This is a genomic window from Streptomyces sp. NPDC058198 (assembly GCF_042882605.1).
Taxonomy (GTDB): domain Bacteria; phylum Actinomycetota; class Actinomycetes; order Streptomycetales; family Streptomycetaceae; genus Streptomyces.
The window spans coordinates 151,637-173,435 of sequence record NZ_JBHVVP010000009.1; the positions used below are offsets into that span (position 1 = coordinate 151,637).

At 71.6% G+C, this 21,799-nt stretch carries 18 protein-coding genes; 7 read left to right on the plus strand and 11 right to left on the minus strand.

The features are described from left to right. Window positions 1-37 precede the first annotated feature (37 nt). From lpdA to ACFVWW_RS26185, 3 genes are all read right to left on the minus strand, one after another. The gene (gene lpdA / locus ACFVWW_RS26175) at window positions 38-1,426 is read right to left on the minus strand and encodes a dihydrolipoyl dehydrogenase (protein ID WP_384334200.1); all 1,389 of its coding nucleotides are present in this window, start codon (window positions 1,424-1,426) and stop codon (window positions 38-40) included. A 249-nt stretch (window positions 1,427-1,675) separates the two neighbouring features. Beyond that, on the minus strand, window positions 1,676-3,208 hold the full coding sequence (locus ACFVWW_RS26180) for a leucyl aminopeptidase (RefSeq protein WP_384334197.1): 1,533 nt from the start codon (window positions 3,206-3,208) through the stop codon (window positions 1,676-1,678). A 197-nt stretch (window positions 3,209-3,405) separates the two neighbouring features. Beyond that, window positions 3,406-4,170, minus strand: a complete 765-nt coding sequence (locus tag ACFVWW_RS26185) for an adenosylcobinamide-GDP ribazoletransferase (RefSeq protein WP_386877868.1) — start codon at window positions 4,168-4,170, stop codon at window positions 3,406-3,408. 96 nt (window positions 4,171-4,266) lie between these two features. On the opposite strand from ACFVWW_RS26185, the gene ACFVWW_RS26190 reads away from it, so the two are divergent. Beyond that, entirely contained in the window at window positions 4,267-5,025 is a 759-nt protein-coding gene (locus ACFVWW_RS26190; protein ID WP_386877867.1) for a hypothetical protein, read from the plus strand. Here ACFVWW_RS26190 and ACFVWW_RS26195 read toward each other — a convergent pair. From ACFVWW_RS26195 to ACFVWW_RS26210, 4 genes are all read right to left on the minus strand, one after another. Beyond that, window positions 4,971-5,672, minus strand: a complete 702-nt coding sequence (locus tag ACFVWW_RS26195) for a hypothetical protein (protein WP_384334192.1) — start codon at window positions 5,670-5,672, stop codon at window positions 4,971-4,973. The genes ACFVWW_RS26190 and ACFVWW_RS26195 overlap by 55 nt on opposite strands. Continuing rightward, window positions 5,669-7,453 carry a phosphatidylglycerol lysyltransferase domain-containing protein gene (locus tag ACFVWW_RS26200; RefSeq protein WP_384334189.1) on the minus strand — a complete coding sequence of 595 codons (1,785 nt, stop codon included), beginning with the start codon at window positions 7,451-7,453 and terminating at the stop codon, window positions 5,669-5,671. The genes ACFVWW_RS26195 and ACFVWW_RS26200 overlap by 4 nt, the downstream gene beginning before the upstream one ends. Before the next feature lie 72 nt (window positions 7,454-7,525). After that, the gene (gene cobT, locus ACFVWW_RS26205; protein WP_384181770.1) at window positions 7,526-8,611 is read right to left on the minus strand and encodes a nicotinate-nucleotide--dimethylbenzimidazole phosphoribosyltransferase; all 1,086 of its coding nucleotides are present in this window, start codon (window positions 8,609-8,611) and stop codon (window positions 7,526-7,528) included. 459 nt (window positions 8,612-9,070) lie between these two features. Continuing rightward, window positions 9,071-10,270 carry a bifunctional adenosylcobinamide kinase/adenosylcobinamide-phosphate guanylyltransferase gene (locus ACFVWW_RS26210; RefSeq protein ID WP_386877866.1) on the minus strand — a complete coding sequence of 400 codons (1,200 nt, stop codon included), beginning with the start codon at window positions 10,268-10,270 and terminating at the stop codon, window positions 9,071-9,073. Window positions 10,271-10,364: 94 nt separating this feature from the next. On the opposite strand from ACFVWW_RS26210, the gene ACFVWW_RS26215 reads away from it, so the two are divergent. Beyond that, on the plus strand, window positions 10,365-10,574 hold the full coding sequence (locus ACFVWW_RS26215) for a hypothetical protein (RefSeq protein ID WP_384181696.1): 210 nt from the start codon (window positions 10,365-10,367) through the stop codon (window positions 10,572-10,574). 61 nt (window positions 10,575-10,635) lie between these two features. On the opposite strand, the gene ACFVWW_RS26220 is transcribed toward ACFVWW_RS26215, so the two are convergent. The 4 genes from ACFVWW_RS26220 to ACFVWW_RS26235 all read right to left on the minus strand — a co-directional run bounded on the left by ACFVWW_RS26220 (window position 10,636) and on the right by ACFVWW_RS26235 (window position 15,028). Next, window positions 10,636-11,715: a S1C family serine protease gene (locus ACFVWW_RS26220; protein WP_384334184.1), complete on the minus strand. Its 1,080-nt coding sequence runs from the start codon at window positions 11,713-11,715 to the stop codon at window positions 10,636-10,638. A 59-nt stretch (window positions 11,716-11,774) separates the two neighbouring features. Next, on the minus strand, window positions 11,775-13,562 hold the full coding sequence (locus tag ACFVWW_RS26225; protein WP_386877865.1) for an ABC transporter ATP-binding protein: 1,788 nt from the start codon (window positions 13,560-13,562) through the stop codon (window positions 11,775-11,777). A gap of 75 nt (window positions 13,563-13,637) precedes the next feature. Then, window positions 13,638-14,363 (minus strand): class I SAM-dependent methyltransferase, encoded by a 726-nt coding sequence (locus ACFVWW_RS26230; RefSeq protein WP_384181690.1) that lies wholly within the window; start codon window positions 14,361-14,363, stop codon window positions 13,638-13,640. Between the two features lie 68 nt (window positions 14,364-14,431). Continuing rightward, window positions 14,432-15,028 carry a DUF3043 domain-containing protein gene (locus tag ACFVWW_RS26235; RefSeq protein WP_384181688.1) on the minus strand — a complete coding sequence of 199 codons (597 nt, stop codon included), beginning with the start codon at window positions 15,026-15,028 and terminating at the stop codon, window positions 14,432-14,434. 285 nt (window positions 15,029-15,313) lie between these two features. Here ACFVWW_RS26235 and ACFVWW_RS26240 point away from each other — a divergent pair, with 285 nt between their 5' ends. The 5 genes from ACFVWW_RS26240 (at window position 15,314) to ACFVWW_RS26260 (ending at window position 21,793) form a co-directional block, all read left to right on the plus strand. After that, window positions 15,314-16,087 carry a PspA/IM30 family protein gene (locus ACFVWW_RS26240; RefSeq protein WP_384181686.1) on the plus strand — a complete coding sequence of 258 codons (774 nt, stop codon included), beginning with the start codon at window positions 15,314-15,316 and terminating at the stop codon, window positions 16,085-16,087. A 9-nt stretch (window positions 16,088-16,096) separates the two neighbouring features. Further along, a complete protein-coding gene (locus tag ACFVWW_RS26245; RefSeq protein WP_384181684.1) occupies window positions 16,097-16,378 on the plus strand; it encodes a hypothetical protein in 282 nt (93 codons plus the stop codon). Window positions 16,379-16,514: 136 nt separating this feature from the next. Then, window positions 16,515-17,765, plus strand: a complete 1,251-nt coding sequence (locus ACFVWW_RS26250) for a sensor histidine kinase (protein ID WP_384181682.1) — start codon at window positions 16,515-16,517, stop codon at window positions 17,763-17,765. Further along, complete coding sequence (locus ACFVWW_RS26255) at window positions 17,762-18,448, plus strand: response regulator (protein ID WP_386877864.1); 687 nt, start codon at window positions 17,762-17,764, stop codon at window positions 18,446-18,448. Before ACFVWW_RS26250 ends, ACFVWW_RS26255 begins: the two co-directional genes overlap by 4 nt. A gap of 195 nt (window positions 18,449-18,643) precedes the next feature. Continuing rightward, window positions 18,644-21,793: an efflux RND transporter permease subunit gene (locus tag ACFVWW_RS26260; RefSeq protein WP_384181678.1), complete on the plus strand. Its 3,150-nt coding sequence runs from the start codon at window positions 18,644-18,646 to the stop codon at window positions 21,791-21,793. Window positions 21,794-21,799 lie beyond the last annotated feature (6 nt).

The following is a 21,799-nucleotide window of genomic DNA, read 5'->3' on the forward strand; positions in this document are numbered from 1 at the left end:
ACGAATGTGCGGTAGTGGTCGTCGCGCCCGGACTGCATCAGTCGTGCGAGTGGAGGGGCTTGCCGGCCAGGGCCAGGTGGGCCTCGCCGAGCGCCTCGCTCTGGGTCGGGTGGGCGTGGATGAGCTGCGCGACCTCGGCCGGCAGAGCTTCCCAGTTGTAGATCAGCTGAGCTTCGCCGACCTGCTCGCCCATACGGTCACCGACCATGTGGACGCCGACCACGGCACCGTCCTTGACCTGGACGAGCTTGATCTCGCCCGCGGTCTTGAGGATCTTGCTCTTGCCGTTGCCCGCGAGGTTGTACTTGAGAGCGACGACCTTGTCCGCGCCGTAGATCTCCTTGGCCTTGGCCTCGGTGATACCGACGGAGGCGACCTCGGGGTGGCAGTACGTCACCCGGGGCACGCCGTCGTAGTCGATCGGCACGGTCTTGAGACCGGCCAGACGCTCGGCGACGAGGATGCCCTCGGCGAAGCCGACATGCGCGAGCTGGAGGGTCGGGACGAGGTCACCGACCGCCGAGATGGTCTCCACGTTCGTGCGCATGTACTCGTCGACGAGGACATAGCCGCGGTTCAGCGTGACGCCCTGCTCCTCGTAGCCGAGGCCCTGCGAGACCGGGCCGCGGCCGATCGCGACCAGCAGCACCTCCGCCTCGAAGGTCTTGCCGTCGGCCAGGGTGACGCGGACGCCGTCCTGCGTGTACTCGGCCTTGTCGAAGAACGTGCCGAGGTTGAACTTGATCCCGCGCTTGCGGAAGGCGCGCTCCAGGAGCTTGGAGCTGTTCTCGTCCTCGGCCGGGACGAGGTGCTTGAGGCCCTCGATGACCGTGACGTCGGTGCCGAAGGACTTCCACGCCGAGGCGAACTCGACGCCGATGACGCCGCCGCCCAGGATGATCGCGGACTGCGGGACGCGGTCCAGCTTCAGCGCGTGGTCCGAGGAGACGATGCGGTTGCCGTCGATCTCCAGGCCCGGCAGCGACTTCGGCACGGAGCCGGTCGCCAGAAGGACGTGGCGGCCCTGGACACGCTGGCCGTTCACGTCGACGGAGGTGGGGGACGAGAGCCGGCCCTCGCCCTCGATGTACGTCACCTTGCGGGAGGCGACGAGCCCCTGCAGGCCCTTGTAGAGGCCCGAGATGACGTCGTCCTTGTACTTGTGGACGCCCGCCATGTCGATGCCCTGGAAGGTGGTCTTGACACCGAACTGGTCGGCCTCGCGCGCTTGGTCGGCGATCTCGCCGGCGTGCAGCAGGGCCTTCGTGGGGATGCAGCCGTTGTGCAGGCAGGTGCCGCCGAGCTTGTTCTTCTCGATCAGGGCGACGTCCAGGCCCAGCTGCGCTCCGCGCAGCGCCGCGGCGTAACCGCCGCTACCGCCGCCGAGGATCACTAGGTCGAAAACGGTGCTGGCGTCGTTCGCCACGTCACGTCCTCCATGCATGTGCGCCGGGCGCGGTCCGGTGACCGGGCGGCGGCTGGTCTTCGGCCGCTATGTCTTCGGCCCTGTGATGAGGGCCCTGTCCTGCCGAGAACCCATCTTCGCACGGTGCGCGGCCTGGCGGGGGGCGGGGTACGGGGGTGGGGTACGGGGGCCCGGCGCGGGCCCCAGGGCCCGGGGTGGGTGGGGGTGCCGGCCGGGACCGGGCGCCGGCACCCCCACCGTCGGAGACGGTCAGCCCAGGTCGCCGGCCGCGGTGCGCTCCGCCAGCTTCACGAGCGTGCGGATCGACGAGCCGGTGCCGCCCTTGGGGGTGTAGCCGTACGGCGCGCCCTCGTGGAAGGCCGGGCCCGCGATGTCCAGGTGGGCCCAGGTGATGCCCTCGCCGACGAACTCCTTCAGGAAGAGTCCCGCGACCAGCCCGCCGCCCATCCGCTCGCCCATGTTGGCGATGTCCGCGGTGGGGGAGTCCATGCCCTTGCGCAGGTCGGCGGGGAGCGGCATCGGCCAGGACGCCTCGCCGACCTCCTCGGCGATCTCGTGCAGGGACGTACGGAACGCGTCGTCGTTCGACATGATGCCGAAGGTGCGGTTGCCCAGCGCCAGCACCATGGCGCCGGTCAGGGTCGCCACGTCGATGATCGCGTCCGGGGCCTCCTCGCAGGCGCGGGTCAGCGCGTCCGCCAGGACGAGCCGGCCCTCGGCGTCGGTGTTGAGCACCTCGACGGTCTTGCCGCTGTACATGCGCAGCACGTCACCGGGGCGGGTGGCCGAGCCGGACGGCATGTTCTCGGCGAGGGCCAGCCAGCCGGTGACGTTGACGGGCAGACCGAGACGGGCGGCCGCGACGACGGCGGCGAACACGGCGGCGGCGCCGCTCATGTCGCACTTCATCGTCTCGTTGTGACCGGCCGGCTTCAGCGAGATGCCGCCCGAGTCGTAGGTGATGCCCTTGCCCACGAGGGCGAGGGTCTTCTCCGCCTTGGGGTGGGTGTAGGCGAGCTTCACCAGACGGGGCGGGTTGGCCGAGCCCTGGCCGACGCCGAGGATGCCGCCGTAGCCGCCCTTGGCGAGCGCCTTCTCGTCGAGGACCTGCACCTTGATGCCGTTCTCCTTGCCGGCGGCGGTGGCCACGGCGGCGAAGGCCTCGGGGGTGAGGTCGTTCGGCGGGGTGTTGACGAGGTCGCGGGCGCGGTTGATCTCCTCGGTCAGCGCGATGGCGCGGTCGGCCGCGGCCTTGTGGGCCTTGTCACGCGGCTTGGTGCCGAGGAGCGCGATCTCGGCGAGCGGCAGCTTCGGGCCGTTGCCGCCCTTCTTGGTGGTCTTCTCGCCGCCCTGGTACACGGTGAAGGCGTACGCGCCGAGGAGGGCGCCCTCGGCGACGGCCTCGATGTCCTCGGCCGTCGCGACGGGCAGCGCGAAGCCGGCCTTCTTGGTGCCGGACAGCGCACGCGCGGCGACGCCGGCGGCGCGGCGCAGGGCCTCGGGGTCGTACCCCTCCTTCTTGTCCGGGGAGGAGCCGAGCCCGACCGCGAGGACGACGGGGGTCTTCAGGCCGGACGGCGCGGGCAGTTTGGTCACCTCGCCCTCGGAGCCCGAGGCGCCGAGAGTCTCCAGGACGGCGGCGAGCTTTCCGCCGAACGCCTTGTCCACGGCCTCGGCGCCGGGCGCGACGACCGGGCCCCTGGCGCCCTTCGCGACCCCGACGACGATCGCGTCGGCGCGCAGGGTCGCCGTGCCGGCAGTACTGAGAGTGAGAGCAGTCACGGTGGTGAAATCTCGCTTCCGTTGAGGTTCTTGGCGGTCGAGGGGTGGGCCGACCGTGCCCGCCGCATCGTATTCCGGCCCCGGGAGCGGCGGGAATGAGCCTACGCTCGGTAATGTCGGTCGTTTACAGCGGCGGCGGTTCACACATCCGTGGGTGACTTTTTCACGTTTGCGGCCGCCGGGGGACGCGCCCCCTTCTAGCCCAGCGTCAGCGCGACCAGCGCCACGGTCGCCGACGTCTCCGCGAGGGCGCCGAAGACATCGCCGGTGACCCCGTGGAAGCGGCGTACGCAGTGACGCAGGAGCAACTGCGCCCCGCCCAGGGCGGCCAGGACCGCCAGCGCGTGGTGGACGGCGCCGGAGAGCCCGAAGAGCGCGCCGGCCGCCGCGCAGGCGGCCGTGACGAGCAGCGTCGCGAGCGCCGCGGCCCGCACCGGCACCGTGCCCGCGACGGCCGCTCCCAGTCCGTCAGGACGCGCCGGTGGTACGCCGGTCCGGCAGGCGAGGGTGAGCGAGAGCCGTGCTGTGACCCCGGCCACCGCCACGGCCACCGCGCCGTGCGCCCAGCCCGCTCCGTACAGCTCGGACACCGCCGCGATCTGAGCCAGCAGCACCAGCAGCAGCGTGATCACTCCGAACGGGCCGATGTCCGACTGCTTCATGACGCGCAGTGCGTCTTCGGCCGGTTTGCCGCTGCCGAGGCCGTCCGCGGTATCGGCGAGACCGTCGAGGTGCAGACCGCGGGTGAGGACGGCGGGCACGGCCACCGAGGCCACCGCCGCGAGCAGGGGCGCGGAGCCGGCGAGGAGCAGCAGACCGCCGGCGGCCGCCGCGCACAGGCCCACGACCAGTCCGGCGAGCGGCGCGCACAGCATTCCCGTACGGGCGGCTTCGCGGTCCCAGCGCGTCACGCGGACCGGGAGCACGGTGAGGGTGCCGAAGGCGAAACGTATGCCGTCCATGGGGGTCACCGCGTGAAGGGTAGCCCGGGCGGCGGCGCGGAACAGGCGGCAAAGAACGCTAAATTGCGCATACCTCATCATTCGGAAGCGGGTGGCATGGGTCACTGGTTCCACCGGAACATCGTCGAGCCGGGCAAACTCCCCACCCTGCTCGCCCTCGCGGCCTTCGTGCTGACCTTTCTGCTGACCCGTACGGTCACCCGGCTCATCCGGGCCGGGAAGGGCCCGTTCCGGAACATCTCACCGGGCGGCATGCACATCCACCATGTGGTGCCGGGCGTGGTGCTGACCGTGATCGGCGGCTTCGGCGCGGTCGGCAGCGGCAGACACGGCGTCACGGCCTCGGTCTGCGCGGTGATCTTCGGTCTGGGCGCCGGGCTCGTGCTCGACGAGTTCGCGCTGATCCTCCACCTCAACGACGTCTACTGGACCGAACAGGGCCGGCAGAGCGTGGAGGTCGTGATCCTGGCCGCCGCCCTGGCGCTGCTGGTGCTCATCGGGTTCTCGCCGCTGGACGTCAACTCCCTGACGCCGGACGAGGAGGAGGACCGCGCCACGGCGATCATCACCCTCCTGGCCAACTTCCTCTTCGTGCTGATCGCGCTCTTCAAGGGGAAGCTCCGCATGGCGCTCGTCGGCACCCTGGTGCCCTTCGTGGCACTCGTCGGCGCGCTCAGGCTGGGCCGGCCTGAGTCCCCGTGGGCCCGGCGCTTCTACCGCGGGCGGCCCAGGGCGCGGGCGAAGTCCGCGCTGCGCGCCGACCGCCGCGACGCCCGCTGGGCCGGGCCGCGCCGCCGGATTCAGGACTGGATCGGCGGCACCCCCGACGACGACCCCGACCGGTCCCCGCGCTGAACCGCGGACAGCGCGGCGCACGCGGCCAGGACCGCGACGGTCGCCGCCAGATGTTCCCGGCCCGCCAGATTGTCCTTCAGGACCACCTCGCAGAGCAGCGCCGCGATCATCAGCACGGCCGTCCGCCACGCGTGGTAGCGCCAGCACACATAGAGCGCGAGCCCCACGACCGCGGCCGACGGGCCGGTGTCGACGAGCTCGGCGTCCGAGGCGGGCAGCCCGAGAAAGGCGCCGGGGCCCAGCGCGACGCCGATCCGCGCGTACACCGTCCCGGCCAGCGTCGCCACGTACGCGATCACCAGCGTGCGCCACCGGCCCAGACAGATCTCCGCGATCCCGAAGACCAGCAGGATCTGCCCCAGCGCGCCCCACACCGGAAGATCGAGCGCCGGGACGAACAGCGACAGCGGGGTACGCAGCAGGACCTGCCAGAACGGGTCCACCGCCCGTACGGCGCCGAGTTCCTGCACCGGGCCGTACCCCCACGGCCGGTTCTGTACGACCTGGACGAGCGCCGTCAGACACACCGCCGCGAGCGTCAGGGGAACCGCCCGCCGGCCCCGCGCGGCCAGCGCCGTCCGTACGGCCGTGAACGCCGCTCCCGCTTCGCGGCGGGCGAACCCGCGCTCCCCGGCCGCCTGGGTCATCGCCCGCTCTCCAGCCTTCTGCGGTGCAGCCACCTGGGCAGTCCCGGCGCCTCCAGGAAGCCTTCGGCGCGGCCCGCCGCCAGCCCGATGCGCAGCAGGTCGGCGCTCTTCTCGAAGAGCAGGAAGCGGGGCTCCCAGATCGGCCGGTACTTGGCGTTGGCGCGGTAGAGCGACTCGATCTGCCACCAGCGTGAGAAGAAGCTGAGCAGCGAGCGCCACAGCCGGAGCACCGGCCCCGCGCCCAGTTTCGAGCCGCGTTCGAAGACCGACCGGAACATCGCGAAGTTGAGCGAGACCTGAGTGATACCGATCTCCCCGGCGCGCTGGAGGAGTTCGATCACCATGAACTCCATCAGCCCGTTCTCGGCGTTCCGGTCACGGCGCATCAGATCGAGCGAGAGCCCCTTGGGCCCCCAGGGCACGAAGCTCAGGACCGCCCGCAACTCGCCCGCGCCCTCGTCGCCTCCGGGATCCCCGCCGTTGCGGCATTCGAGCATGACGCAGCGGCCGTCGCCCGGCTCGCCGAGCCGGCCGAGCGCCATCGAGAAGCCGCGCTCGGTCGCGCCGTCGCGCCAGTCGTCCGCGCGGCGCAGCAACTCCGCCATCTCGTCGGCGGGAATGTCCTCGTGGCGCCGGACCCGGACCCGGTAGCCGGCCCGCGCGACCCGGTTGTAGGCCTGGCGCACGGTCCGCATCGCCCGCCCCTCCAGGGTGAATTCGGCCGTCTCGACGATCGCCTCGTCGCCCAGTTCCAGCGCGTCGAGGCCGTGCCGGGCGTAGATCGTGCCGGCCTCCTCACCCGCCCCCATGACGGCCGGGATCCAGCCGTGCTCGCGGGCCTCGGCCAGCCAGGGCCCGATCGCGCCCGGCCAGGCCTCCGGATCGCCGATCGGATCGCCGGAGGCGAGGGAGACTCCGCCGACGACCCGGTAGACGACGGCCGCCTTCCCGGTCGGGGACCACACGACGCTCTTCTCGCGGCGCAGCGCGAAGTAGCCGAGGGAGTCGCGCTCGCCGTTCCTGTCGAGAAGGACGCGCAGCTTCGCCTCGTCCTGCGCGCTGAGCGGGTCGACGGCGCGCCGTGAGCGGAAGGCCGCGTACAACACCGCGAGCAGCAGCAGGGTGGAGAGGACGTTGATGGTGACATTGACCCAGCCGGGCGTGGCGATCCCGGGGGAGCGGGCCCCGTCGGCGGTCAGTGAGACCAGCCGCATCACGCCGTAGCGCCAGCGCTCGGGAAAGGCCGAGCCGCCCCGCGCGGTGTTGGTGACGGTGACGAGCAGAGCGGCCAGCAGGGACGTGACGAGCAGTCCGCTGACCGCCACGGCCGCGGCGAGCTTCGGGTTGGCGCGGTCCCCCTTGGCGTAGAACTCCCGCCGGCCCAGCAGCAGCGCGCAGACGAACCCCGCGGTGACGGCCAGCGAGAGCCAGTTCTGCGGATACCGCCTGATCTCCGGGAAGACCATCATGAAGGCGAACAGCAGCAGGAAGAGCCCGGCGAGGACGAGGTTGAGAATCCAGGCGGCGCGTTTGCGGCGGCGCATCGTGATCGCCAGGAAGAGCGTGAAGGCGCCGGAGGCGAAGCCCGCGGTGAGCAGATACGGAGTGAAGTAGTTGTCGGTGTTGTGACGCCGCAGATCCTGTCCGAGAGAGACCCAGACGGCGCTCAGGAAATTGATGAAGGCGACGGCACGCAGATACCAGACGGCGAACGCCGCACCGCGCCGCGAGCGGCCGGTGCCCTTGCTCAATCGATCGACAGCCAAACGGACTTCTCCCATGAAACGCGATCATATGGGGCATCGCGCTCATGGCGGGTGGAAGCGGCCGCCCGTCGCGGCGGCCGCGACGCATCAGCCCGTAACGCTCTCCGCGTCCGCCGTCTCCTCGGCCGCCTCCGGTTCCTGGCGCTCCGGCAGCTCCGCCGCGAGCGCGGCCGCGGCCTGGACGAGCGGCAACGCCAGCAGCGCCCCCGCCCCTTCGCCCACCGTGACACCGTGGTCCAGCAGCGGAGTGAGCGCCATCCGGTCCAGCGCCTTCGCCTGGGCCGGCTCCCCGCTCACCTGGCCCGCGAGCCACCAGTCGGGAGCCCGGAACGCCGCGCGCTGGCCGACCAGCGCACAGGCCGCCGAGACCACACCGTCCAGGATCACCGGCATCCGCCGTACCGCGCTCTGCAACAGAAAGCCCGTCATCGCGGCGAGATCCGCGCCACCCACGGCCGCCAGCAGCTCCAGCTGATCGCCGAGGACCGGCCGCGCCCGGCGCAGCGCGTCCCGGACGGCCGCGCACTTGCGCATCCACGCCAGGTCGTCGATACCGGCGCCGCCGCGTCCCGTCACCACGGACGCGTCCGTGCCGCACAGCGCGGCGATCAGGGTGGACGCGGGGGTGGTGCCGCCGACGCTCAGATCCCCGAGGACGACGAGGTCCGTGCCGGAGTCCGCCTCCTCGTCGGCGATCCGCATGCCGAGCCGTACGGCCTCTTCGGCCTCCTCGGCGGTCAGCGCGTCCTCGATGTCGATACGCCCGCTGCCGCGTCGCACCCGGTGGCGTACGACCTCCTCGGGCAGCAGCTCGGGATCGCAGTCGAGCCCCGCGTCGATGATCCGTACCGGCACATCCGCCCGGCGGGCCAGTACGGCGACGGGCGTCCCGCCCTCCAGCACGGCACGGACCAGCTCGTGCGCGCTGCCCGCCGGGCGCCCCGAGACATCGAGGCCGGCCACTCCGTGATCACCGGCGAACAGCACCACGCGGGGCTGCCGGACGGCCTTGACCGGCACGGACCCCTGCGCGGCGGCGAACCACTCGCCCAGCTCATCGAGGCGTCCGAGAGCCCCGGACGGCACGGCCAGCCGCGCCCTGCGCTCCTCGGCGTCACGCCGCATACCGCTGTCGGGGCGCTCGATCAGATCGGAGAAGTCATCGAGATTCAACGAGCTCATCCGGCGACAGTATCGTTTGCGGGTGGTCTTGGGCGGAGCCGGTTGTTCGGGTGCGGGTTGTCGCCGGTGGCCGGGCAGGGGTGGTGTCCTGGACTGCATGATTTACGGCACGTGCGGACCGGATGCCGGGTGACAGGTTGTCGTGCGCCACAAATCACGCTTTACGTCCTGGACACCACCCCTACCCGTCCCCCTTACCGCCCGCACAGACCCCCCGGGCCCCAGGCCCACGAGTCGCTTGGCGGGGGGCCGCCGGCGGGAGGGGGTCGGGGGTGCAGGAGGTGCGTGTCCGGACGTAAAGCGTGATTTGTGGCGCACGACGGGCCGCACCGTTCATCCGGCCCGCAGGGCGCCGTAAATCATGCAGTCCGGACACGGACCTCCGGAACCCCCGGCACCCGTACCACGACGAGCGGCCCCGCACCCCGCCGCCACGCCCCCACACACCCGTCACCGCAACCGCAGCGCCTGGCCCGTCACCACCAGGAGTACCTCCTCGCACTCCCCCGCCACCGCCCCGTTCAGCCGCCCCAGCTCATCCCGGAACCGCCGTCCCGAGGCCGTCGCCGGGACCACCCCCGAGCCCACCTCGTTCGTCACCGCCACCAGCGTGCGCCGGGTCCGCCGTACCGCCGTCACCAGCTCCGCCGTCCGCTCCCGCAGCGCCTTCTCGCCGCCCGCCGCCCAGGCCGTGTCGTCCCACGCGTTGGCCCGGTCCATCGCGTCCGTCAGCCACAGCGACAGGCAGTCGATCAGCAGCGGCGGCCCCTCGTCCGCGAGCAGCGGTACGAGGTCGCAGGTCTCGGTGGTGCGCCAGGAGCCGGGCCGGCGTTCGCGGTGCGCGCGGACCCGGGCGTCCCACTCCTGGTCGCCGTCGCGGCTGCCGCCGGTCGCCACGTACAGCACCCCCGGGAACGTGGCCAGCCGCCGTTCGGCCTCCCAGGACTTGCCCGAGCGCGCCCCGCCCGTCACCAGCGTGCGCCGCGGCACCCGCGGCGCGGGGAGGTACGCGCCGACCGTCAGCGTCGTCCCGTCGGGTACGGCACGCGCGCCCGCGGCCGCGAGCCGCCGGTCCAGTTCGGCGCCGGGCGGTACGTCGTGGTCGAGGTGGACGGCGACGACATCGGTGGCCGGGCCGATCGCGCCGGCCGCCCGCAGCCGGGCCACCGCTTCGGGCCGCCCGACGACATCGGCGGCCACCAGGTCGTACGGGGCGGCGCCCCCGTCGCGCAGGCCGGCGGGGGCGCCGCCCGGCGGCAGATAGAGCAGCCGCTCGCCGCCGGGTGACGTGACCTCGTACCCCGTACCCGGCGCGTCCATCGCCACCGCCCGCACCCGGTGCCCGCTGAGCATCGTCAGCACCCGTCCGTCCGCCACCCGTCCCGCCGGGGGCAGCCCCGCCGGCAGCTCCACCGCGGGGCCGTCGTGCGGATGGGTGAGCAGCACCTGCCGTACGCCGGCGAGCGAGTGCCCGGCGCGGGCCGCGGCGAGCGGGGCGCCGGGGGTCAGGTCGAGCAGCAGTACGCCGTCCACCAGCAGCGCGGTCGCGGCGCGGGCCAGCTCACCGCGGGCGGTCGCGCAGCCGGCGCAGGGGCAGTGGGGGCGGGGGAGCCCGGCGGGGGCGCCGGTGCCGAGCAGAGTCAGTTCCACGGAGATGATCCTCCCGTGTCACCGCTTACGGTGCGCGCCCGGCTACGCTGCGGGCAGGAAACTGATCAGTTCGGCGGGGAACCGGGAGGCGCACATGGCGTGGACGTGGCGGTTCGAGAAGTCCGACGGGACGGAGGTCCCGCCGGCGGTGGAGCCGGAGGAGTTCACCACGCAGGGGGACGCCGAGTCCTGGATCGGCGAGGCCTGGAAGGAGCTCCTGGACGGGGGCGCGGAACAGGTCCAGCTGTTCGAGGACAGCACCAAGATCTACGGCCCGATGAGCCTGCGGGCCGACGAGAGCTGACGGGACGCGCGAAGGCGCCCGCGGACCGGTGGGTCCGCGGGCGCCTTCATGTCCGTACGTCCTACATCTCGCCGAGCTTGACCTCCACGGTCATCGTCTCGTCGTCGCGGAGATAGGTCACCTTGACCTTCTGTCCCGGCCTGTCCGACGCGATGGCCTCGGACAGCGAGGTGATCGTGGTGACCCGGGCGCTGCCGACCTTGGTGATGATGTCCCCCGTCCTGATCCCCGCGCCCGCCGCGGCGCCGCCCTTCGTCGCCGTGACGACCGCGACACCGGCCGGCTGGAGGTTGTCGCCGAGGACGGTACGGCCGGTGATGCCCAGGGCCGCCCGGCCCGAGTTGGTGACCTTGCCGTTCTTGATGATCTGGTCGGCGATGGTCTTCACCAGCGACACGGGGATCGCGAAGCCGATGCCGGGCGCCGCGCTGTTGCCCAGCTGCGGGTCGGTCGCGGCCAGCGTCGGGATACCGATCACCTCGCTGTCCAGATTGACCAGCGCGCCACCGCTGTTGCCCGGATTGATCGCGGCCGAGGTCTGCACCATGTTGGCGATGGTGGCGCCGGTCCCGCCGCCCTCCTGGCCCTCGCTGACGGTCCGTCCGACCGCCGAGACGATGCCCTGGGTGACACTGCCCGACAGGCCCAGCGGAGAGCCCATGGCCAGCACGATCTGACCGACCGCCACCTTGGACGTCTGGCCGAACTCCGCGGCCCGCAGCCCCTTGGGGACCTTGTCGAGCTTGATGACGGCGAGATCCTGCTGCGGGAAGCTGGAGACCAGCCGGGCCGCCACCGGCTGGTCGCCGGTGGCCACGGTGACCGAGAACGTCTTCTGCTTGCCGACCACATGGGCGTTGGTGACGATATGGCCCTGCGGGTCGTAGACGATGCCCGAGCCCAGACTGCTCCCGGCGTCGATCTGGACGACCGACGGCAGCACATTCTTGATCACGGTCTCGTAGTCGGTCTGCAGATCGTTGGTGGAGCGCTGCGCGGCGGCCTGGGTGGTGCCGGCCGACAAGGTGCCGGACCCCGGCGCGCCGCTGCCGGAACAGCCGCCGGCCAGGGCGACCACGCAGACGCCGGCGGTCAGGGACGGCAGCAGTCGGCGCGCGGGGCCGCGGCGGAGAGAATCCATGACCGGAGTATCCCTTTTGTCCTACTGGGGGTGCCTGCGGTGCGCCGCCGATCAGGGGGTCAGCGGGCGGCCGCCAGGAACTGGGTGGCCGCGAGCTCCCCGTACAGCGGATCGTTCGCCACCAGCTCGTCGTGCGTGCCCACCGCCCGCACCTGGCCCGCGTCCATCACCACGATCCGGTCCGCGAGCGTCACCGTCGACAGCCGGTGGGCCACCACCAGTACGGTCACCTCCCGCGCCGCCTCCGCGACCGCATCGCGCAGCGCCATCTCGTTGACCGCGTCCAGCTGGGAGGTCGCCTCGTCCAGCAGCAGCAGCCTGGGTTTGCGTAGCAGCGCCCGCGCGATGGCCACCCGCTGCCGCTCCCCGCCCGACAGCTTGGAGCCGCGGTGCCCGACCAGCGTCTCCAGACCGTCCGGCAGCCGCTCCACGAGGCCGTCGAGTCGCGCGCGTACGAGGACCTCCCTGATCGCCTCCTCCGAAGCGCCGGGGGCGGCGAAGACCAGATTCTCGCGAAGCGTCCCCGCCAGCACCGGCGCATCCTGCTCGACATAGCCGATGGCGGCTCGCAGGTCGGCGAGCGGCCAGTCGTGTACGTCCTTGCCGTCGACCAGGACCCGGCCGCCGGTCGCCTCGTAGAACCGCTCCACCAGCCCGAAGACGGTCGTCTTGCCCGCGCCCGACGGACCGACGAAGGCCGTCATGCCGGGGCCGGGCACCTCGAAGGAGACGCCGTGATGGACATACGGAAGATCGTCGCGGTAGCGGAAGGTGACGTCCTCGAACACCACCGAGGCGGGACCACTGCCCGCGGTCCCCGGCGTCACCGCCTCCAGCGTCTCGGTCTCCAGCCCCTCCGCCTCCGCGATCCGGGCGATGGCCGCCGTCCCCACCTGGTACTGCGACGCCGCCTCCACCAGCCGCGAGACCGGATCGATCAGATAGAAGAGGAACAGCAGGAAGGCGACGAGCGTCGAGACGGAGATGGCCCCCGAGGCCACCCGCGCCCCGCCGATCCCCAGCACCGCCAGGAACGACACCTGTACGGCGAGTCCGACCGAGGACCAGGCCACCGACTGCCACTTCGCGGACTGGACGCCGTGCCGCCACGCCTCCTGGGCCGCCGCCTCGACCACGGCGGTCTCCCGCTCCTCCGCCCCGGAGGCCTTGACCGTACGGAACGCGCCGAAGGCCCGCTCCAGCACGGTGGATATCCGGCCGACCGCCTCCTGGGAGCGCTTCGTCGCCTGCGCGATCTTGGGCATCACCAGGGCGACGGCGCCGCCGATCAGCACGATCACCCCGAGGGTGACACCGAGCAGCACCGCGTCCATCAGGCCCATCAGCACGATCGTCGCCAGGAACGCGAGACCGCCGGTGGCCGCCGAGACGATCGACTGGGTCGTCACCGCGCGCAGCAGGGTGGTGTCCGAGGTGACCCGGGACATCAGATCGCCCGGCTGGGTCCGCTCCACCTCCGGCAGCCGCAGCCGCAGCAGCCGCCCGATCAGCGTGCGGCGGGCGGCCAGGACGACGGATTCGGCCGTCCGCTCCAGGAGATACGCGCCGACCGACTCGATCGCCGTGCCGAGCACCACCAGACCGGTGAGCAGCAGCAGGATCCCGGTGATCGAACCGTCCTCGCCGAGCCGGTCGACGAGCGCCTTGGCGGCGAGCGGCTGGGCCAGTCCGCTCGCCGCTCCGATCAGCGCGAGGAAGGCGCCGAGGGCGACGATCCTGCGATGCGGCCGGAAATGCCGGTAGAGGGCCCGCCAGGTCTCGCGGGCGGACAGTTTGGGCGTCTCAGGGGTGCCGTCGGGTCTGCCGCCGGTTTCTATGCTGCTCACTCCCGTGAGGACGCGCCGTGCGGCCCGGTGCCTGACGGGGATCGAGCGGTCTTGAGCGGTCCTTGAGCGGCCCGCTCAGCCGCGGACCCCGCACAGATGCAGCAGCGCCGCGACCCTGCGGTACGGATCGGTGCGTCCCGCCCGGTCCTCCGCGGCCAGCAGCCGTTCCAGGTCCTCCCCGGACGGCGGCCGCGCGTCGTCGGCGGCGCCGTCCGTGAAGAGCCGTACGCCGTACCAGGCGTGCAGCGGCGCGGCGATCCCGGCCAGGGTGGCGGTGAGCGCGTCCAGCCGGTCCGCGCGCACCCGCAGACCCAGCCGGTTGGTGTAGGTGTCCGTCTCGAAGGCGTCCATGGCCCCCGCCCAGTCCCCGGTCAGTCCTGGCCGCAGGGCCAGCGTGTCCGCGTTCCGTACGAGCAGGGACAGCAGGCCGCCGGGCGCCAGCATCCTGGCCAGGCCCGCGAGCATCGCGTCCGGCTCTCTGACGTACATCAGCACGCCGTGGCAGAGGACCACGTCGAAGCTGCCGGGCAGGAAGTGCACCCCGGTCTCCAGGCCGTCGCCCTCGATCAGCCGGACCCGCTCGCGTATCCCGGCCGGCTCGGTGGCGAGCGCCTCACGGGCCGTCGACAGCATCGCGGCGTCGGACTCCAGACCGGTCACCGTGTGCCCGGCGCGCGCCAGCCGCAGGGCCTGGGTGCCCTGCCCCATACCGACGTCGAGGACGCGCAGCCGCTTCCCGACCGGGAACCGGCCGGTTATCTGCTCGTCGAGCTGGCGCGCGACCAGTTCCTGCCGGACCACGTTGCGCAGCCCGCCGAGCCCTGCCAGCCAGTTGGCCGAGGCTGCCGCGAAGCCGGATACCTCAGTGCTCAGGGCCGCTCTCCGCGCTTGACCTGCGGCTTGGGCAGACGAAGGCGGCGCATCTGGAGCGTACGCATGAGGCCGTAGGCCACGGCGCCCCGCTTGGGGGTGTCGGGGAAGCGCTCGGCGAGCTGCTTCTTCAGCCGGAACCAGAGACCGATCGAGTCGATGACGATCAGCACGATGACACCGAGCCAGAGCAGCAGCGCGATGTTCTGCAGCGGGCCGACCCTGACCATGCTCAGAATCAGGATCACCACCGCGAGCGGCAGGAAGAACTCCGCCATGCAGAAGCGCGAGTCGACGTAATCGCGGACGAACCGGCGCACCGGGCCCTTGTCACGGACGGGCAGATAGCGCTCGTCACCACTCGCCAGCGCCTCGCGCTGCTTGGCCAGGTCCATGCGACGGGCCTCGCGCTGGCGCTTCATGGCCGTCTTGCGGTCGGTCGGCGTCGTGGAGGCGCGGCGTCGCTGCGACTGCGCCTCACTGCGCTTGGGGGTCGGGCGGCCCTTGGGGGCCTGCGGGTTGCGGGTCTGCGTGGAGAGGTCCTCCGTCACCTGGGTGGCGGGGGCCTTCTCTTCGTTGGAGCGGCTACGGAACACAATTGCCAAGGGTACGGGGTGTCGTGGTTCGACCCCACCCCCGCGGGGAACGATCCCGCAACGGCCTGCGTCTCCACCGGGGACAGTGGAGACTTTGTCCCGGCTTTCCCTGATGGTCATCTACTCCCTGCGCGGGAGTGGGAGCCGGGCGCAGTCGTCCTTGGGGAGGAGCGCATCCGCGCTCGAACAGTGCGGTAATAGAGGCAGGGCCCGTACTGTGGGTTCTGTTGCGTTGCTGGAGCTGGATCCGTCAGAAGGGGGCGCGCGAAGCCCATGAGCGGTGTGATGAAGCGTATGGGGATGATCTTCCGCGCGAAGGCGAACAAGGCCCTTGACCGGGCCGAGGATCCGCGCGAGACCCTCGATTACTCGTACCAGAAGCAGCTCGAACTGCTACAGAAGGTACGCCGCGGTGTCGCCGACGTGGCGACGTCGCGCAAGCGGCTGGAGTTGCAGCTGAACCAGCTGCAGGGCCAGTCGACCAAGCTGGAGGACCAGGGCCGCAAGGCGCTGGCGCTCGGCCGGGAGGACCTGGCGCGCGAAGCCCTGTCCCGCCGCGCCGCGCTTCAGCAGCAGGTCACCGACCTGGAGACACAGCACACCACGCTGCAGGGCGAGGAGGAGAAGCTCACGCTCGCCGCGCAGCGCCTCCAGGCCAAGGTGGACGCCTTCCGTACGAAGAAGGAGACCATCAAGGCCACCTACACCGCCGCGCAGGCGCAGACCCGGATCGGGGAGGCCTTCTCGGGCATCTCCGAGGAGATGGGCGATGTGGGCATGGCGATCCAGCGGGCGGAGGACAAGACCGCGCAGCTGCAGGCCAGGGCCGGCGCGATCGACGAGCTGCTCGCCTCCGGCGCCCTGGACGACCAGTCCGGGATGGCCAAGGACGACATCGCGGCCGAGCTGGACCGGATCTCCGGCGGTACGGACGTCGAGCTGGAGCTCCAGCGCATGAAGGCGGAGCTCGCGGGCGGTTCGCCGCAGCAGGCGATCGAGGGCGGCGCCGCCGACCAGCAGGACGCTCCGCCGAGCCGGCACAAATTCGACAAGCAGTAGGGGCGCGTCATGATCGTACGGATCATGGGGGAGGGCCAGGTGAAGCTGGCGGACAGCCACTTCGCCGAACTGAACACGCTCGACGACGAGCTGCTGGCCGAGGTCAGGAACGATGACGGGGACGGCTTCCGCCGTACCTTCCACGCCCTCCTGGCCAAGGTGCGCGAGCTCGGCGAGCCGCTCCCCGACGACTCCCTGGAGCCGTCGGAACTGATCCTGCCCGCTCCGGGCGCCACCCTGGAAGAGGTCCGCGCGTTGCTGAACGACGAGGGTCTGATCCCCTCGGCGTGACGCGTCCGCGCACTCCAGCCGCACGCACACGTGCCCCGCACCGACCGGTGCGGGGCACCTGCGCGTGCGCGGAGGCCCGTGCCCACGGCCGGCGCGGGACTTCTCACACCCGGCCAGGGCGCCGCACGCCGTACCGTTGCTCGACGTGACCTCCCTCGGAACCGCGTTCGCCCGTGCCCGGTGCTGGGCGCGCGCGCATCCGCTCGCACCCGACGGCATCCTTGCCGCCGCCGTCCTCGGCTGCATGGTCGTCGGATCGTTCGCCGATTCGCACGGCGGCCCCGGCGGCCCCACCTTCGGCAGCCGCGCCCCCGGGGGCCTCAGCGTCCTGTTCATGGTGCTCGCCGCGGCCGCGCTCGTCTTCCGGCGCCGCAGGCCCGTGCCCGTACTCGTCTGCGTCGGCGCGGTGACCGTCCTCGAACTCATCACGGGCGATCCGCCCGCCCCGGTGGTCTTCAGCCTCGTCCTCGCGCTCTTCACCGTCGCCGCCCGCACCGACCGCCCCACCACCTGGCGGGTCGGTTTCGCCACCATGACCGTGTCCACCGCGGTCGCGATGGTCTTCAGCTCCGGGCGCTGGTACGCGCAGGAGAACCTGGCGATCTTCGCCTGGACCGGCATGGCGAGCGCCGCCGGCGACGCCGTACGCAGCCGCCGCGCCTTCATCGACGCCATACGGGAACGCGCGGAGCGCGCGGAACGCACCCGCGAGGAAGAGGCCCGCCGCCGCGTCGCCGAGGAGCGCCTGCGCATCGCCCGCGACCTGCACGACGTCGTCGCCCACCACATCGCCCTGGTCAACGTGCAGGCCGGCGTCGCCTCCCACGTCATGGACAAGCGCCCCGACCAGGCCAAGGAAGCCCTCGCGCACGTACGGGAAGCCAGCCGCTCCGCGCTCAACGAACTGCGGGCCACCGTCGGGCTGCTCCGCCAGTCCGGCGACCCGGAGGCCCCCACCGAGCCGGCCCCCGGCCTCGCGCATCTCGACGGGCTCCTCGACACCTTCCGTAACGCGGGACTGCCGGTGGAGTTCGCGGCCGCCCAGGGCACGGACCACCGCCCCACCCCCCTCCCCGCCGCCGTGGACCTCGCCGCGTACCGGATCATCCAGGAGGCCCTGACCAACGTGCAGAAGCACGCGGGCTCCGCCGCCAAGGCCGAGGTCAGCGTCGTACGGGTCGGCTCCACCGTCGAGATCACCGTGCTGGACAACGGCGCGGGCACGGAACCGGCCGAGCCGGCCGACGGAGGCGGCCACGGCCTCATCGGGATGCGCGAGCGCGTCACCGCCCTGGGCGGCACCCTCACCGCGGGCCCCCGCTACGGCGGCGGCTTCCGCGCCCAGGCGATACTGCCGGTCATGGCCCGTACGGGGGAGAACGCATGACGATCAGAGTGCTGCTCGCCGACGACCAGGCGCTGCTGCGCAGCGCGTTCCGGGTGCTGGTGGACTCGGAGCCGGACATGGAGGTCGTCGGGGAGGCCGCCGACGGCGCCCAGGCCGTGGCCCTCGCCCGCTCTACCAGGGCCGATGTCGTCCTGATGGACATCCGGATGCCAGGGACCGACGGCCTCGCCGCCACCCGCCTGATCAGCGCCGACCCGGATCTCGCCGGGGTGCATGTCGTGATGCTGACGACCTTCGAGGTCGACGAGTACGTGGTGCAGTCGCTGCGTGCCGGGGCCTCCGGCTTCCTCGGCAAGGGCGCGGAGCCGGACGAGCTGCTCAACGCCATCCGGATCGCCGCGGCGGGCGAGGCGCTGCTGTCGCCCGCGGCGACCAAGGGCCTGATCGCCACCTTCCTCGCGCAGGGCGGCAACGAGGCCGACAGCGAGGACGCGGCGGCGTACTCCGAGCGGCTGAGGGCCCTCACCGTCCGCGAGCGCGAGGTGCTGGTCCTGGTCGCGGGCGGCCACTCCAACGACGAGATCGCCGAGCGCCTGGCGGTCAGCCCGCTGACCGTGAAGACACATGTGAACCGCGCGATGGCGAAACTCGGCGCCCGCGACCGGGCCCAATTGGTGGTAATCGCGTACGAATCGGGCCTGGTACGCCCAAGGGTGGAGTGAGCGGCCTCTTTCGTGTACTCCAGGCGCGGTATGCGGCGGACCGGGAACTGGACCTGCGGTCTACGCACAGGCCCCCGCGCATGGCCGATCGTGTAGAGGGGCCGTTGTGCCCATCCGCTGGAGACGGCCGATCCCGCCTCTCCACGGCCGAGCCGCCGCGTCCACCTGCCGCGCACACCACAGAAGAGAGACCCCATGTCCTGGCTGGCTAAATTCAGCCTCGCGCAACGGGCCCTGATAGGGCTGATGTCGATCATCGCGATCGTCTTCGGAGCGATAGCGATACCGCAGCTCAAGCAGCAGCTGCTGCCTTCCATCGAACTCCCGATGGTGTCGGTGCTCGCCCCCTACCAGGGCGCCTCCCCCGATGTGGTCGAGAAGCAGGTCGTCGAACCGCTCGAGAACTCGATCAAGACCGTCGACGGCATCAGCGGCGTCACCTCCACGGCGAGCGAGGGCAACGCCGTGATCATGGCCAGTTTCGACTTCGGGGACGGCCAGACCAAGCAGCTCGTCGCCGATGTCCAGCAGGCCGTGAACCGCGCCCGGTCCCAGCTGCCCGCTGATGTCGACCCGCAGGTCGTGGCCGGCTCGACGGACGACATCCCGACCGTCGTCCTCGCCGTCACCTCCGACAAGGACCAGCAGGCGCTCTCCGACCAGCTGGACCGCACCGTCGTGCCGTCCCTCCAGGACATCGACGGCGTCGGTCAGGTCAGGGTCGACGGCGTACGGGATCTCCAGATCTCCGTCACCCCCGACGACAAGAAGCTCGCCGCGGCGGGCCTGAACACCATGGCGCTCTCCGAGGCCCTCAAGGCGGGCGGCGCGACCGTCCCCGCGGGCTCCTTCACCGAGGACGGCAAGAGCCGTACGGTGCAGGTCGGCGGCGGCTTCACCTCGATCGACCAGATCAAGGACCTGCGGGTCACGCCCCAGGCGGGCGGCCCCGGAGGCTCCGCGGGGACGCCCGAGCCGGTACGCCTCGGTGAGATCGCCGACGTCGAGCAGAAGCCGTCCACCGCGACGTCCCTGACCCGTACGGACGGCAAGCCCAGCCTCGCGATCAGCGTCACCATGGACAAGGACGGCAGCGCCGTCGCCATCTCGGACGCGGTCAACGACAAGCTGTCCGGCCTGCGCAAGGACCTCGGCTCCGGCGCGGCCCTCACCGTCGTCAGCGACCAGGGCCCCGAGGTCTCCAAGTCGATCTCCGGTCTGACCACCGAGGGCGCGCTCGGCCTGCTCTTCGCGGTGCTCGTGATCCTGGTCTTCCTGGCCTCGATCCGCTCCACCGTGGTCACCGCGGTCTCCATCCCGCTCTCCATCGTCCTCGCGCTGATCGTGCTCTGGACGCGTGACCTCTCGCTCAACATGCTCACCCTCGGCGCGCTGACCATCGCGATCGGCCGGGTCGTCGACGACTCGATCGTCGTCCTGGAGAACATCAAGCGCCATCTGGGCTACGGCGAGGACCGCGAGACCGCGATCCTCACCGCGGTCAAGGAGGTCGCGGGCGCGGTCACGGCCTCCACCCTCACCACGGTCGCGGTGTTCCTGCCGATCGGCCTCGTGGGCGGCATGGTCGGTCAGCTCTTCGGCTCGTTCTCGCTCACCGTGACGGCGGCCCTGCTCGCCTCCCTCCTGGTCTCGCTGACCGTGGTCCCCGTCCTCTCGTACTGGTTCCTCAAGCCGCCGAAGTCCGTGGCCGGGATCGACCCCGAGGAAGCACGCCGCCAGGCGGAGGAGAAGGAGGCCCGCAGCCGGCTCCAGCGGCTGTACGTTCCGGTGCTGCGCTTCGCGACCCGGCGCAGGATGACCAGCGTGGCCATCGCGATCGTCGTCCTGCTGGGCACGTTCGGCATGGCCCCGCTGCTCAAGACCAACTTCTTCGACCAGGGCGAGCAGGAAGTCCTGTCCATCAGCCAGGAACTGCCCCCGGGCACCAGCCTGGAGTCGGCGGACGCCGCGGCGAAGAAGGTCGAAAAGGTCCTCACCGGCCTGGACGAGGTCAAGGGCTACCAGGTCACCGTCGGCTCCTCCGGCTTCATGGCGGCCTTCGGCGGTGGTACGGGTGCCAACCAGGCGTCGTACCAGGTGACCCTGAAGGACGCGGCGACGTACGAGAAGACCCAGGACCGTATCGAGAAGGAGCTCGCCGCTCTCGACGGCATCGGGGAGACGACGATCAGCGGCGGTGGCGGCTTCGGCGGCCAGGACCTGAGCGTCGTGGTGAAGGCCTCCGAGGCGGACACCCTCAACAAGGCCGCGGAGCAGGTCCAGGACGCGGTCGCCGGTCTCGACGACGTCGCCGACGTCCAGAGCGACCTGGCGCAGAGCATCCCGCGTATCTCGGTCAAGGCCAACTCCAAGGCAGCCGAGGCCGGCTTCAACGACGCCACGCTCGGCATGGCCGTCGCCCAGGCCGTACGCGGCACCCCGGCCGGTACGGCGATCCTCGACGACACCGAGCGCGATGTCGTCATCACCTCGGCCAAGCCGGCCACCACGATCGCCGAGCTGAAGAACCTGTCGCTCGGGCCGGTGAAGCTGGGCCGGATCGCCGACGTGAAGCTCGTTCCCGGACCGGTTTCGATGACCCGGATCGACGGCGCGCGGGCGGCGACCATCACCGCCAGGCCCATCGGTGACAACACCGGCGCGGTCAGCACGGCGCTCCAGTCGAAGATCGACGCCCTGGATCTCCCCGAGGGCGCGACCGCGTCCATCGGCGGTGTCTCCGCGGACCAGGACGACGCCTTCATGCAGCTGGGGCTGGCCATGCTGGCGGCCATCGCGATCGTGTTCATGCTGCTGGTGGCGACCTTCCGGTCCCTGGTCCAGCCGCTGATCCTGCTCGTCTCCATCCCGTTCGCGGCGACGGGCGCGATCGGTCTGCTGATCCTGACCGGTACGCCGCTGGGCATCCCGGCGATGATCGGCATGCTGATGCTGATCGGCATCGTGGTGACCAACGCGATCGTGCTGATCGACCTGATCAACCAGTACCGGGCACAGGGCCTGAGTGTGGTCGACGCGGTCATCGAGGGCGGCCGCCACCGGCTCCGCCCGATCCTGATGACGGCGCTGGCCACGATCTTCGCGCTGCTGCCGATGGCGATGGGGGTCACCGGCGAGGGCGGCTTCATCGGGCAGCCGCTCGCGGTGGTGGTGATCGGCGGTCTGCTGTCGTCGACGCTGCTGACGCTGCTGCTGGTGCCCGCGCTGTACGCGATGGTGGAGCTCCGTAAGGAGCGCCGCGCGAAGAAGAAGGCGACGAAGCGGTCGGCGAAGCAGGAGCCGACGGAGCCCACTCCGTCGCCTCGCGAGCCGGCCAACGCCTGACATCTC